Consider the following 13,692-nt stretch of genomic DNA (forward strand, 5'->3'; position numbering starts at 1 on the left):
AGGCCGCAGGCCGTACCCGCTCGGGTGCGGCCTGCGGTGCGTCCCGGCGTACGGAGATCAGTCGTCCCTCTGTTCTAATGAATGGCCTTGTCGGCCGTGGCGTGACCGGCGCGGCCGGCAGTGACCAGTGAGGGATTCCGTTGCGGGGGCACCGTGCTTGACCTGAACCAGAGCGAGACCGGCGTGTCCGGGGAGCAGGCCGCGGAGCCGGCCGGGCGTACGCCGCACCCGGCGCCGCTGCGCCCGTACCTGATCGCCGCCGTGATCCTGTGCGCGCTCTACTTCCTCTACGGGGACCTGCGGTTCAGCCACTTCCAGTCGCCCTCCTGGGACCTCGGCATCTTCGAGCAGGAGGTGCGCGCGTACGCCGGTTTCGACGCCCCCGTCGTCGACATCAAGGGCCCCGGCTATCTGATACTCGGCGACCACTTCAGCCCCGTCGTGGCGCTCCTCGTCCCGCTCTACTGGATCTGGCCGTCCGCCGTCGCCCTGCTGTTCGCGCAGGCCGCCCTGTTCGCCGGCTCCGCGGTCGTCGTCGGACGTACGGTCCAGCAGATCCTGGGCGGGCGCGCGGGCCTGGCCGCCACCGTCGCGTACGGACTGTCCTGGGGGCTCCAGGAAGCGGTGAAGGCCGACTTCCACGAGATCGCGTTCGCCGTCCCGCTGCTGGCCCTGGTCTGCCGGGCGCTGCTCATGGAGCGGTGGCGGGCCGTCGTCCTGTGGTCGCTGCCGCTGGTCCTGGTCAAGGAGGACCTCGGGGCCACCGTCGCCGTCGTCGGCCTGCTCCTCGCCCTGTACGGGCGACGGCTCCAGGGCTTCCTGCTGGCGGCCTTCGGCGTGTTCGCGTTCGCGCTGACCGTGCTGGTGCTCATACCGGCGGCCAGCAGCGCGGGAACGTACGACTACTGGAAGAAGATCGAGGAGAACGGCGGGCAGGAGGTCTCCCTGCTCGACTCCGTCCTCGGCGTGTTCGACTCCTCCGTCAAGCTGGAGATGCTGGTCTTCCTCGTCGGCATCACCGCCTTCATGGCGCTGCGCTCACCCCTGGTCCTGCTCGTCCTGCCGACGCTCGGCTGGCGTCTGCTCTCCCAGGACTCCAACCACTGGGGCATGGTCTGGCACTACAGCGCGATCCTGATGCCGGTGGTCTTCCTGGCCATGGCCGACGGCATCCGGCGCAGCCAGGGCTCGAAGCGGCCCTGGCTCGTCTCCTACGCGAACGTCGCCGTCCCCGTGGCCGCGGCGGTCGCCGTCGCCCTCACCCAGCACCTTCCGCTCCGCGACCTGCTGCGCCCGGAGACGTACCGCGCCGACGCGCGCACCCACGCCGCCGAGAAGGCGCTGGACGCCATCCCGGTCGGCGCGCGGGTGGAGACGGACATCACGCTGATGGCCCACCTGACCTCGGACCGCACGGTCTACTGGGTCGGCGGGGCCCCCGGGACCGCGCCCGACGTCGTCGCGATCAACCTCGACTTCGGCTGGTCGCGGCCGATCGACGACCCGGTGAAGTACGCCCAGCAACTGCACCCGGAGGCGCGCTACCGGGTCACGCGCGTGGCGGGCTCCTTCGTCGTCATGGAGCGGACGACGAAGGAGCCCGCAAACGACTGAAGGCCGCGCACCCCGGTCGAGCGGGTGCCACGGCCTTCACGCGCACGGGTGCGAGGAGGTCAGTACTGCGGCTGCTGCTGGCGGTTGAACCAGGCACCGCCGTCGGACTTCGCCACGAAGACGACGATCAGGATGGCGAGAACCGTGTGGACGAGGCCCACCAGGATGAAGGGGTAGATGCCGAGGATCGCGGTGATCACGCCGAAGACGATGGCCGTGATGCGCAGTCCGTTGCCCCCCTTGCCGAACTTGACGGCGAGGAACACGGCGAAGACGCCCCACAGCACGGCGAAGACGACGAAGCCCCACAGCGCGCCGCCCGAGTAGTCCGCGAGCTGCTGGAACTGCACGTCGTCCTTGAGCGTCGCGTCGTTCTTGGCGGCGTTCACGGCGGCGGCGGCGAGCGCGAAGATGATCGCGCCGATGACCTGGAGGCCGGCGATCACGTAGAGCATGACGCGGGCGGCCTTCACACCGCCGGGCATCTCCGTGGGCGCGCCCGGGAAGCCGTAACCGCCCTGGACCGGCGGGGCCTGCGGGTAGCCGTAACCCTGCTGGGGAACGCCCTGCGGGGCCTGCTGGGGGTAGCCGTAGCCGGGCTGACCCTGGGACGGCTGCCCACCCTGCTGCTGGCCGTAGGGGTTGTTGGGGTCGCCGAAGCTCATGGCGAATTTCCTCCGTTTGCGATCTGTGGGGACGATGCGGTCCTGACGGAGGAAATCTGCGCTGTCCGAACGGTTGGTCCCCCCGACACTACCCGCGGTGATGCGGCACTTATCGTCGTCATGACATCCACGTTTTGTCCAGCCGATCGCCGAATGTGTTGTGCAAGTGCAATCTCGCGTCCAAGGGGCAAGCCAGGATTGGTACGCGGGCGGGGTCATCCGCGAGGATGGGTGTCATGACTGCCCAGATTCTCGATGGCAAGGCCACCGCAGCTGCGATCAAGTCCGATCTGACCGTCCGCGTGGCGGCCCTCAAGGCACAGGGCATCACACCCGGCCTGGGAACCCTCCTGGTCGGTGACGACCCGGGCAGCCGCTGGTACGTGAACGGCAAGCACCGTGACTGCGCCCAGGTCGGCATGGGCTCAATCCAGCGCGAACTCCCCGACACCGCCACCCAGGAGGAGATCGAGGAGGTCGTACGGGAGCTCAACGCCAACCCCGAGTGCACGGGTTACATCGTGCAGCTCCCCCTCCCCAAGGGCATCGACACCAACCGCATCCTGGAGCTGATGGACCCGGCGAAGGACGCGGACGGGCTGCACCCCATGAGCCTGGGCAAGCTCGTGCTGAACGAGACCGGCCCGCTGCCCTGCACCCCGCAGGGCGTCGTCACCCTGCTGCGCCGCCACGGCGTGGAGATCAACGGCGCCCATGTGGTCGTCGTCGGCCGGGGCGTCACCATCGGCCGCCCCCTCCCGCTGCTGCTGACCCGCAAGTCCGAGAACGCGACCGTCACCCAGTGCCACACCGGCACCCGTGACCTCTCGGCGCACCTCAAGCAGGCCGACATCATCGTCGCGGCAGCCGGTGTGCCCCACCTGATCAAGCCCGAGGACGTGAAGCCGGGCGCGGCCGTCCTGGACGTCGGTGTCAGCCGCGACGAGAACGGCAAGATCGTCGGCGACGTCCACCCCGGTGTGGCCGAGGTGGCCGCCTGGATCGCCCCGAACCCGGGCGGTGTCGGCCCCATGACCCGGGCCCAGCTGCTCGTCAACGTGGTCGAGGCGGCCGAGCGCGCCGCCGCCGAGGCCTCCGGCGTCTCCGCCGGCTGACCCGGGCCGGAGGAACGTCATGGGTGCTGGTACGAGTCCGGCGGGCGGTACGCACGCGGACGGACCGGCCGAACAGACAGGCACGTCCGAGCAGACAGGCACGTCCGAGGAGGCCCGGATGTCCGGGAAGGCCGGGGTGGCCGAGGAGGACGGGGTGACCGCGGAGACCGCGGAAGCCGGTGCGCCCGGAGGGGACGAGGCCCCGGCCGGGGAGAGCGGTTCGACCTGGGCGCCCTCGCGGCGCTTCTCGCTGACCCGTGACACCGCGCGCCCCGAGGGCGGCGGCCGGGCGGCACCGGGGGACGCTCCCGCGCCCGCCCGGCAGTGGCCGCTGCTCACGGTGCTCTGCACCGCGGGGCTCGGGCTTCTGATCGTGGGGACCGATCCGTTCGCGGAGGCGTTCCGGGTCGGCGCCGTGCTGATGGGTGTCGCGCTGCTCGCCGGAGCGGTGCTGCGCTGGGTGGTGCCCTCCGTCGGCATGCTCGCCGTACGGTCCCGGTTCACCGATCTGGTCACGTACGGCCTGATGGGGACGCTGATCGTGCTGCTCGCGCTGATGGCGCAGCCCAAGCCCTGGCTGGACGTCCCGTTCCTGCCGGACGTGGTCCACTTCACGATCCGCTGAGTGGTGTCCGTCCCCTCCCCCGAGAAGGGACGGACACCGGACAGGGGAACCGGTGCAAGAAGCGCCGGAACGCGGTGACTTGAGCGGCCTTGCCCTGTCCTGGATCAAGCGTCATGGACATGAGGTATCGGTTCAAGGGATGCCTGGTGCCTGTGGCACGGAGGTGACCATTCCGCCACCGTGTGATCGCCGCGCAACGGGCGGAAGGGCAGGCCGGGGACCCGGCTCGCCGACGCGCTACGGCGCGCGACGGAGCCTGTGCTCATACCGAATGCCCCCGTGCGCCCCTTTGTCCGGAACTGACATCCTGGATCCGCGCATCCTTCTGGGTAGGCCGGAGCGCGGGACCGACGTTCCGGCGGCAGGAGGAAGGGCCCGGCGCCGGGGCCGGGGGCGCGCCGGGAAACGTCCGGGGGAATCGACTGGGGGGAAGCAATGCCTCGTTGGAAGGCACTACCGGAAGAACTCGATCCGCAGGTGCGGGAGTTCGCGGGTCAGCTGCGCAGGCTGGTGGACCGCAGCGGACTGAGCCTGGCCGCGGTCGCCGACCGCACGGGCTACAGCAAGACGTCGTGGGAGCGTTATCTCAACGGCAGACTGCTCGCGCCCAAGGGCGCGATCGTCGCGCTCGCCGAGGTGACGGGCACTCAACTCCACCATCTGACGACGATGTGGGAGCTGGCCGAGCGCGCCTGGAGCCGCTCCGAGATGCGCCACGACATGACCATGGAGGCCATCAGGATCTCCCAGGCGCGTGCCGCGCTCAACGAGGCGGGTGTGGCGGCTGCCCCCGTGGCGAGCAGGCGCGCGGCCCGCACGGCCGGCGGTGGCACGAGTGCCACCAACGGCACGGATGTCGCGGGCGGTACGGGCGCCACCGGCGGTACGGGCGTCTCCACCGCCGGCGGGTTCGCCGCCGAGGGGTACGGGGCCGGGCGTCCGCCGTCCGTACCCGTCCAGCGCTCCACCGGGCCGCGGATCCCGCAGCAGCCGCAGCCCGGTTCCGTCGCGGACTCCGGAGTGGGCGGGCACCATCCGGGCGGCGCCCCGGGGGGCCGGAAGGAGGGCGGCCGTCGCAGGCTGCCCCTGTTCCTCGCGGGCGTCGTGGGCGCGCTGCTGCTGATAGCCGGCGGCGTGCTGCTCCTGGGCCCGGGCGGGGACGACGACGCCGGGACGGCGGCCGCGACACCGTCCGCCGAGCCCACCGCCGGCGCGCCGCAGCTGCCCGCCGGGGTCGAGTGCAGCGGCGCCGACTGCACCGGCCAGGACCCGGAAGCCATGGGCTGCGGCGGGGAGTTCGCCGGCACGGTCGCCAGGGAGACCGTCGGCGGCGGCCTCGTCGAGGTCCGCTACAGCGAGACCTGCGGGGCCGCGTGGGCCCGTATCACCCAGGCGTCCCCGGGCGACACCGTGAAGATCACGGACGGCTCGTCGGAGCAGGAGGGCACGGTGGACGCCGACGCCGACGCGTACACCCCGATGGTCGCCGTGAAGAAGGCCTCCGACGCCAAGGCGTGCGCGACCCTCGCCTCCGGGACGACCGGCTGCACCACGCCCGAGTGACGTAAGGGACCGCTGCGCAGTGTGACCGACTGTGCGCGGTCCCACAGGGGGGCGGGCTGTCCGGGCGGCGAGGGTCGGATAGCCTGACGGCTGGATATCTCTTCACATCAAGATTCAGGGATGTCCAGCACCAGGGGCAGGGACCCCCACCGCCAGCTGTCTAACGGAGATCGCCATGACCCGCACTCCCGTGAATGTCACCGTGACCGGCGCAGCCGGCCAGATCGGCTACGCGCTGCTCTTCCGCATCGCCTCCGGCCACCTGCTCGGCCCGGACGTGCCGGTCAACCTGCGACTCCTCGAGATCCCGCAGGGCCTCAAGGCCGCCGAGGGCACCGCCATGGAGCTCGACGACTGCGCCTTCCCGCTGCTGCGCGGCATCGAGATCACGGACGACGCCAACGTCGGCTTCGCCGGCGCGAACGTAGCCCTCCTCGTCGGCGCCCGCCCGCGCACCAAGGGCATGGAGCGCGGCGACCTGCTGTCCGCCAACGGCGGCATCTTCAAGCCGCAGGGCAAGGCCATCAACGACAACGCCGCGGACGACATCAAGGTCCTCGTCGTCGGCAACCCGGCCAACACCAACGCCCTCATCGCCCAGGCCGCCGCCCCGGACGTACCGGCGGAGCGCTTCACCGCGATGACCCGCCTGGACCACAACCGCGCGATCTCGCAGCTGGCCGCCAGGACCGGTGCCGCCGTCTCCGACATCAAGCGGCTGACGATCTGGGGCAACCACTCGGCGACCCAGTACCCCGACATCTTCCACGCGGAGATCGCCGGCAAGAACGCCGCCGAGGTCGTCAACGACGAGGCATGGCTGGCCGACACCTTCATCCCGACCGTCGCCAAGCGCGGCGCCGCGATCATCGAGGCCCGTGGCGCGTCCTCGGCCGCCTCGGCCGCCAACGCCGCCATCGACCACGTGCACACCTGGGTCAACGGCACCGCCGAGGGCGACTGGACCTCGATGGGCATCCCGTCGGACGGCTCCTACGGCGTCCCCGAGGGCATCATCTCCTCCTTCCCGGTCACCACGAAGGACGGGAAGTACGAGATCGTCCAGGGCCTGGACATCAACGAGTTCTCCCGTGCGCGCATCGACGCCTCGGTCAAGGAGCTCACCGAGGAGCGCGACGCGGTCCGCGAGCTCGGCCTGATCTGATCCGGCTCCGGCCCCGGCCGGAACGGAAGCGGTACGAGGGCGCCCCCGGCAGCAGCAGCCGCCGGGGGCGCCCTCGTCGTACGGTCAGCGGCCGAGCAGCCGTTCCGCGAGCTCCCGCACGGCGTCCGCCGCCCTGCGCTGGAGCTGGGGGCCGAAGGTGATCCGGGTCGCGCCCAGCTCACCGAGCCGGCGGACGGCCGAGGGGCCGTCGGGGGCGCCGACCGCGTTGACCGGCACCGGGACCGCGGCGGCCAGGCCGGGCAGGGTGTCCGGCGGGGCCATGATCGGGTAGACGCAGTCGGCACCGGCCTCGGCGTAGAGGAGGGCGCGGGCCACGGTGTCCGCGGCCACGTCACCGGCGCCCGGGTCCCCGTGGACGTAGGTGTCGATGCGGGCGTTGACGAAGAGGCGCCCGCCCGCGGCGGCGCGCACCTCGGCGAGCCGGTCGGCCTGCCGGCGCGGGTCGACGAGGACGCCGTCCGTCGAGTCCTCCAGGTTGCAGCCGACCGCGCCGGCCTCCAGGAGGCGGTCGACGAGCTCGCCCGGGGCCAGGCCGTAACCGGCCTCGATGTCCGCCGACACGGGAACGGACACCGCCCCGGCGATCCGGGCCACCGCCGCGAACATCTCCCCGGCGGGGGTGTGCCCGTCGGCGTGACCGAGGGAGGCGGCGACGCCCGCGCTCGGGGTGGCCAGGGCGGGGAAGCCGGCCTCCTCGAACACGCGGGCGCTCGCGGCGTCCCAGGGGCCGGGCAGCACCAGCGGGTCGCCCGGGGGCCGGCCGTGGTGCAGGGCGCGGAAGACGGACGCGGGGTCGTTCATCGGGGCTCCCGGGGCAAGAGGCGTGGGGAAGTGGGCGGCGGGGCGGGGTCCCCGGCCCGTCGCCCGGGTGCGGCGGCTCGGCGCACTCAGTGCTTGATGTCGCCGGGCGTGTAGTGCCCCGGCGCCATCCGGGTGGTCACCCCGAAGCGGTTCCAGGCGTTGATCACCGTGATCGCGGCGATCAGCTGGGCCAGTTCGGCCTCCTCGAAGTGCTTCTCGGCCTCGGCGTAGACCGCGTCCGGCACGAAGCCGTCCGTCAGGACCGTCACCGCCTCGGTGAGCTGGATCGCCGCCAGCTCCTTCTCCGTGTAGAAGTGCCGCGACTCCTCCCAGGCGTCGAGCTGGATGATCCGCTCGACGGACTCGCCCGCCGCGAGGGCGTCCTTCGAGTGCATGTCCAGGCAGAGCGCGCAGTGGTTGATCTGCGAGGCGCGGACCTTCACCAGTTCGAGCAGGGTCGGGTCCAGTCCCTGACGGGAGGCGGCGTCCAGCCGGACCATGGCCTTGTAGACGTCGGGGGCGAGCTGCGCCCACTGGAGGCGGGCGGGGTGCTCGGCGGCGTTCCCGGTGGTCGTGTGGTCGTGTGTGTGCGTGGTCATGGGTTCGACGCTATCGGCGCGATGGCGCAGCGGTATGGTCCATTTCCATGACAGATTCCTGGGCCGCTTTCGGTGCCGACCTGCACATCGAACCGGTCGGCGCCGGCCTGCGCAGCGGGCTGATGAACGCGCTGCGGGAGGCGGTGCGCACCGGGCGGCTGACGCCCGGCACCCGCCTGCCCTCCTCCCGGACGCTCGCCGTGGACCTCGGGATCGCCCGTAACACCGTGGCCGACGCCTATGCCGAGCTGGTGGCCGAGGGCTGGCTCACCGCGCGGCAGGGTTCGGGGACCAGGGTCGCGCGGCGGGCCAGTGCGCCGGGGCCGGCCGCCCGGGGTGCCCGGGGCCGGCCGGTGCGCCGCCGTCCCGTCCACAACCTGATGCCGGGCTCGCCCGACCTCTCCTCGTTCCCGCGCGCCGAATGGCTCAGGGCCGCCAGGCGCGGCCTCACCACCGCCCCCGACGCGGCCTTCGGTTACGACGATCCGCGCGGCCGGATCGAGCTGCGGAGCGCGCTGGCGGACTACCTGGCGCGGGCGCGCGGGGTGTACGCGGACCCGGAACGCATCGTGATCTGCTCCGGGTTCGTCCACGGGCTCACGCTGATGGGGAAGGTGCTGCGGCGTCACCGGGTGCGGGGGGTGGCCGTCGAGTCGTACGGGCTGGACATCCACTGGAACCTCCTGGCCGACGCGGGGCTGCGCACCCCGTGCATCCCGGTGGACGCGCTCGGGGCGGCGACCGGGGCGCTCGCGGGGACACCGGGGGCGGGCGCGGTGCTGCTGACCCCCGCCCACCAGTTCCCCACCGGCGTCCCGCTCCATCCCGACCGGCGGGCCGCCGCGGTCGACTGGGCGCGGTCCTCGGGCGGTCTGATCCTGGAGGACGACTACGACGGCGAGTTCCGCTACGACCGCCAGCCGGTGGGCGCCCTCCAGGGCCTCGACCCGGAGCGGGTCGTCTACCTGGGGACGGCCAGCAAGTCCCTGGCGCCCGGACTGCGGCTGGCCTGGATGGTGCTGCCCGCGGACCTGGTGGAGGAGGTCTGCGAGGCGAAGGGCGGCTTCGACTGGATGTCCGGCGTCCCGGACCAGCTGACCCTCGCGGAGTTCATCGTCTCGGGGGCGTACGACCGGCACGTGCGGGCCATGAGACTGCGCTACCGGCGCCGCCGGGACCAGCTCGTCGAGGCGCTCGCCGAGCGGGCACCGGACTTCCGGGTGAGCGGCATCGCGGCGGGGCTGCACGCCGTGCTCGAACTCCCCGAGGGGACCGAGCAGTCGGTCGTCCAGGCCGCCACCTGGCAGGGCCTCGCGCTGGAGCGGCTCTCGCGGTTCCGGCACCAGGACGCGGAACCGGGCCGCGAGGGGCTGGTCATCGGCTACGGCACCCCGTCGGAGAGCGGCTGGGCGGGGGCGCTGGACGCCCTCTGCCGGGTGCTTCCCTGAGCGGGGACCCCGGGATGCGCGGAGAAACGTGCAGCACCGGGTTTCAGCCGAAGGAGCCGTGCATCTAATCTGACTGGGAGTTGGCGGGTGGGTGGACACCGGCCCGTAGGGACGACGGGGGAGAAGAGAACATGGACAGGCGCAAGCTGAGGTCGGGCACCGTCGTGCTCGGCGGCATGGGCGTACTCGCGGCGACGCTCGCCGCCTGCGGTTCGGAACCGGACCGGCGGTGCGTCGACCCGGTGACCCAGGAGATCCTGCCGAACTACGAGTGCAAGGACAGCACCGGGAGCGGCTCGTACTACTACGGCGGCAAGAGCCACAACAACCGTGTCTCCGGCGGCAGTTTCAACAAGTCCGCGGTCGAGAGCGGCGGATTCGGCTCCTCCCACTCCAGCGGCGGCTGACACCCCTCATGGAACGCCGCACCATCGAGCCGCGCCCCGACTGGCAGCGGACCGTCGAGGAGCAGGGGCTGATCTACCCCCTGACCCGCTACCCGGACGGCTCCCTGCGCCCGTACTGGGACGAGAGCGCCTACTACGTCTTCTCGCTGCCCGAGGTCGAGGCGCTGGAGGAGGTCGTGGAGGAGCTCCACGCGATGTGCCTGGCCGCCGCCGCGCACATCGTCGAGCACGACCGCTTCGCCGACCTCGGCATCACCGACCCCAGGACGGCGCGCCTGGTCGCCGAGTCCTGGCGGCGCCGTGCCGAACTGCCCTCCCTGTACGGCAGGTTCGACCTGCGGTACGACGGCACCGGCCCCGCCAAGATGCTGGAGTACAACGCCGACACCCCCACCTCGCTGGTGGAGGCCGCCAGCCCCCAGTGGTTCTGGATGGAGGACCGCTTCCCCGGCGCCGACCAGTGGAACTCCCTGCACGAGCGGCTCGTCGACGCGTGGAAGCGACAGGCCCCGCTGCTCCCGCCGGGCCCGCTGCACTTCGCCCACTCCGACGGCGACGAGCTGGGCGAGGACCTGATGACGGTGGCCTATCTGCGGGAGACCGCGGCACAGGCCGGGATCGACACCGAGGCGCTGTCCGTCGAGCGGATCGGCTGGGACCGGCTGTCCGGCCGCTTCGTCGACGAGCGCCTCCGCTTCATCCGCAGCTGCTTCAAGCTGTATCCGTGGGAGTGGCTGACGACCGACCGCTTCGGCCCGCACGTGCTGGACACCCTCGACAACGGCGGAGGCACCGGCAGCACCTGCTGGATCGAGCCGGCCTGGAAGATGCTCCTCTCCAACAAGGCCCTGCTGGCGGTCCTCTGGGAGCTGTACCCGGGCCACCCCAACCTGCTCCCCGCCCACCTCGACGGCCCCCGCGGGCTGGCCGGGCCGGGCGGGGCGGGTTACGTCGCCAAGCCGCTGCTCGGCCGTGAGGGCGCCGGGGTCACCGTCCACGAACCGGGCAGCGCTCCGGTACGCCGTGACGAGGCCTGCTGCTACCAGGAGCTGGCACCGCTGCCCGACTTCGACGGCAACCGGGTGGTGCTCGGCGCCTGGGTGGTCGAGGACGAGTCCGCCGGGCTCGGCATCCGGGAATCGGCGGGGCTGATCACGGACGAGTACGCCCGCTTCCTGCCCCACGTCATCCTCTGAGCCCGGACCGGAGCGGCCGGAGCGCCGCCCGGCCGTCCCGGATCAGCCGGCCAGTACGCCCCGGAGCTGCTCCAGGCCCCAGTCCAGGTCCTCCTTGCTGATCACCAGCGGCGGGGCGATCCGGATCGTGGAGCCGTGGGTGTCCTTGACCAGCACCCCGCGGTCCATCAGCTTCTCCGAGATCTCCCGGCCGGTCCCGAGCTCCGGGGCGATGTCGACCCCCGCCCACAGCCCCCGGCCCCGCACGGCCCGCACCGCGCCGCCCCCGGCCAGCAGCCCCAGCTCGTGGTGGAGGTGGTCGCCCAGCTCCGCGGCGCGCTGCTGGAACTCACCGGTGCGCAGCATCGCGATCACCTCCAGGGCGACCGCGCAGGCCAGCGGGTTCCCGCCGAACGTCGACCCGTGCTCGCCCGGCCGGTGGACGCCGAGGACCGCCGCCGAGGACACCACGGCCGAGACGGGCACCACACCGCCGCCCAGCGCCTTGCCCAGCACGTACATGTCGGGGACGACCCCCTCGTGCTCACAGGCGAAGGTCCGGCCCGTACGGCCCAGGCCCGACTGGACCTCGTCCGCGATGAACAGCACGTTCCGCTCGCGGGTCATCCCGCGCACCCCGGCGAGATAGCCCGGCGGCGGAACGAGCACCCCGGCCTCGCCCTGGATCGGCTCGATCAGCACCGCGACCGTGTTCTCCGTCATCGCCTCGGCGAGCGCCGTCAGATCCCCGTACGGCACGATCTCGAAGCCCGGGGTGTACGGCCCGAAGTCGGCCCGTGCCTCGGGGTCCGTGGAGAAGCTGACGATCGTGGTCGTCCTGCCGTGGAAGTTGTCTGCCGCCACGATGATCTTCGCCATGCCGTCCGGGACGCCCTTGACGCGGTAGCCCCACTTGCGGGCCGTCTTCACCGCCGTCTCCACGGCCTCCGCCCCGGTGTTCATGGGGAGGACCATATCCATGCCGCAGAGCTCGGCGAGCCGCGTACAGAAGTCCGCGAACCGGTCGTGGTGGAAGGCGCGTGAGGTCAGCGTCACACGTTCGAGCTGGGCCCTGGCCGCGTCGATCAGACGCCTGTTGCCGTGCCCGAAGTTGAGCGCCGAGTAACCGGCGAGCATGTCGAGGTAACGGCGCCCCTCGACATCGGTCATCCAGGCACCGTCCGCCGTGGCGACGACGACGGGCAACGGGTGGTAGTTGTGCGCGCTGTGCGCCTCGGCGGAGGCGATGGCGGTGTCCGTGGTCGACACGGGATCTCCGTTCGTCGTGCGGCGTGGGCGGGGGTGGTACCCACTGTCTATCGTCGGTCGGATTCGGGGGACGGAAACCTTTCCCGCGCGGCGCGCCCCGCCCCGCGTCCGCACATCTTTCGCGCACCGGTTGCCGGAGATCGGTTCGACACCTGAGACAATGAGTGCATGGCCTCTGATCGACCCCGCGTGCTCTCCGGAATCCAGCCCACCGCAGGCTCGTTCCACCTCGGCAACTACCTCGGCGCGGTCCGCCAGTGGGTGGCGCTGCAGGAGTCCCACGACGCGTTCTACATGGTGGTGGACCTGCACGCGATCACCGTGCCGCAGGACCCGAAGGAGCTCCGCGCCAACACCCGGCTCGCCGCCGCGCAGTTGCTGGCGGCCGGACTCGACCCGGAGCGCTGCACGCTCTTCGTCCAGAGCCATGTCCCCGAACACGCCCAGCTCGGCTGGATCATGAACTGCCTCACCGGTTTCGGCGAGGCGTCGCGCATGACGCAGTTCAAGGACAAGTCCGCCAAGCAGGGAGCCGACCGCGCCACGGTGGGCCTCTTCACGTACCCGGTCCTCCAGGTCGCCGACATCCTGCTCTACCAGGCCGACCAGGTCCCGGTCGGTGAGGACCAGCGCCAGCACATCGAGCTGACCCGGGACCTCGCCGAGCGTTTCAACGGCCGCTTCGGCGAGACGTTCACGATCCCGGCGCCGTACATCATCAAGGAGACGGCGAAGATCTTCGACCTCCAGGACCCGGCGATCAAGATGAGCAAGTCGGCGTCCACGCCGAAGGGCCTCGTCAACCTCCTCGACGACCCGAAGGTCACCGCCAAGAAGGTCAGGAGCGCGGTGACCGACACGGACACCGTGATCCGCTTCGACGCGGAGAAGAAGCCCGGGATCAGCAACCTCCTGGGCATCTACTCCACCCTCACCGGCACCGCCGTCACGGACCTGGAGCAGAAGTACGAGGGCAAGGGGTACGGCGCGCTCAAGACCGACCTCGCCGAGGTCATGGTGGAGTTCGTCACCCCGTTCCGGGCCCGGACCCAGGAATACCTGGACGACCCGGAGACCCTGGACACCCTGCTGGCCAAGGGGGCCGAGAAGGCCAGGACCGTGGCCGCCGGGACCCTGGCCCGGACCTACGACCGGATGGGCCTTCTGCCTGCGAAGCACTGAGTCCAAGGACCCTGGCGGGACCACGGCCGGAGGGGTCACACTG

At 71.7% G+C, this 13,692-nt stretch carries 13 protein-coding genes; 9 read left to right on the plus strand and 4 right to left on the minus strand.

The features are described from left to right. Window positions 1–153 precede the first annotated feature (153 nt). Window positions 154–1,614 (plus strand): DUF2079 domain-containing protein, encoded by a 1,461-nt coding sequence (locus tag ACZ607_RS23835; protein WP_469737562.1) that lies wholly within the window; start codon window positions 154–156, stop codon window positions 1,612–1,614. Window positions 1,615–1,673: 59 nt separating this feature from the next. Here the strand turns inward: ACZ607_RS23835 and ACZ607_RS23840 are convergent, their stop codons facing one another. After that, window positions 1,674–2,279 (minus strand): hypothetical protein, encoded by a 606-nt coding sequence (locus tag ACZ607_RS23840; RefSeq protein WP_469737563.1) that lies wholly within the window; start codon window positions 2,277–2,279, stop codon window positions 1,674–1,676. A 236-nt stretch (window positions 2,280–2,515) separates the two neighbouring features. Between ACZ607_RS23840 and ACZ607_RS23845 the strand changes: the two genes are divergently transcribed. The 4 genes from ACZ607_RS23845 to ACZ607_RS23860 all read left to right on the plus strand — a co-directional run bounded on the left by ACZ607_RS23845 (window position 2,516) and on the right by ACZ607_RS23860 (window position 6,747). Beyond that, entirely contained in the window at window positions 2,516–3,394 is an 879-nt protein-coding gene (locus tag ACZ607_RS23845; protein ID WP_469737564.1) for a bifunctional methylenetetrahydrofolate dehydrogenase/methenyltetrahydrofolate cyclohydrolase, read from the plus strand. A gap of 19 nt (window positions 3,395–3,413) precedes the next feature. Next, window positions 3,414–4,019 (plus strand): DUF3017 domain-containing protein, encoded by a 606-nt coding sequence (locus ACZ607_RS23850; RefSeq protein ID WP_469737565.1) that lies wholly within the window; start codon window positions 3,414–3,416, stop codon window positions 4,017–4,019. 435 nt (window positions 4,020–4,454) lie between these two features. Beyond that, window positions 4,455–5,582 (plus strand): XRE family transcriptional regulator, encoded by a 1,128-nt coding sequence (locus ACZ607_RS23855; protein WP_469737566.1) that lies wholly within the window; start codon window positions 4,455–4,457, stop codon window positions 5,580–5,582. Between the two features lie 175 nt (window positions 5,583–5,757). Further along, window positions 5,758–6,747, plus strand: coding sequence for a malate dehydrogenase (locus ACZ607_RS23860; RefSeq protein ID WP_469737567.1), 990 nt, complete (start codon window positions 5,758–5,760; stop codon window positions 6,745–6,747). 84 nt (window positions 6,748–6,831) lie between these two features. Here the strand turns inward: ACZ607_RS23860 and ACZ607_RS23865 are convergent, their stop codons facing one another. Next, a complete protein-coding gene (locus ACZ607_RS23865; RefSeq protein ID WP_469737568.1) occupies window positions 6,832–7,569 on the minus strand; it encodes an isocitrate lyase/PEP mutase family protein in 738 nt (245 codons plus the stop codon). 86 nt (window positions 7,570–7,655) lie between these two features. Next, the gene (locus ACZ607_RS23870; protein WP_469737570.1) at window positions 7,656–8,168 is read right to left on the minus strand and encodes a carboxymuconolactone decarboxylase family protein; all 513 of its coding nucleotides are present in this window, start codon (window positions 8,166–8,168) and stop codon (window positions 7,656–7,658) included. Between the two features lie 47 nt (window positions 8,169–8,215). On the opposite strand from ACZ607_RS23870, the gene pdxR reads away from it, so the two are divergent. From pdxR to ACZ607_RS23885, 3 genes are all read left to right on the plus strand, one after another. Continuing rightward, on the plus strand, window positions 8,216–9,616 hold the full coding sequence (gene pdxR / locus ACZ607_RS23875; protein ID WP_469737572.1) for a MocR-like pyridoxine biosynthesis transcription factor PdxR: 1,401 nt from the start codon (window positions 8,216–8,218) through the stop codon (window positions 9,614–9,616). Between the two features lie 131 nt (window positions 9,617–9,747). Continuing rightward, on the plus strand, window positions 9,748–10,023 hold the full coding sequence (locus ACZ607_RS23880) for a hypothetical protein (RefSeq protein ID WP_469737574.1): 276 nt from the start codon (window positions 9,748–9,750) through the stop codon (window positions 10,021–10,023). A gap of 8 nt (window positions 10,024–10,031) precedes the next feature. Further along, window positions 10,032–11,219, plus strand: coding sequence for a glutathionylspermidine synthase family protein (locus ACZ607_RS23885; protein ID WP_469737576.1), 1,188 nt, complete (start codon window positions 10,032–10,034; stop codon window positions 11,217–11,219). Between the two features lie 42 nt (window positions 11,220–11,261). On the opposite strand, the gene rocD is transcribed toward ACZ607_RS23885, so the two are convergent. After that, window positions 11,262–12,467, minus strand: coding sequence for an ornithine--oxo-acid transaminase (rocD, locus tag ACZ607_RS23890; protein ID WP_469737578.1), 1,206 nt, complete (start codon window positions 12,465–12,467; stop codon window positions 11,262–11,264). A 168-nt stretch (window positions 12,468–12,635) separates the two neighbouring features. On the opposite strand from rocD, the gene trpS reads away from it, so the two are divergent. After that, window positions 12,636–13,649: a tryptophan--tRNA ligase gene (gene trpS, locus ACZ607_RS23895; RefSeq protein ID WP_469737580.1), complete on the plus strand. Its 1,014-nt coding sequence runs from the start codon at window positions 12,636–12,638 to the stop codon at window positions 13,647–13,649. Window positions 13,650–13,692 lie beyond the last annotated feature (43 nt).

The organism is Streptomyces sp. NPDC104381, from assembly GCF_055583745.1.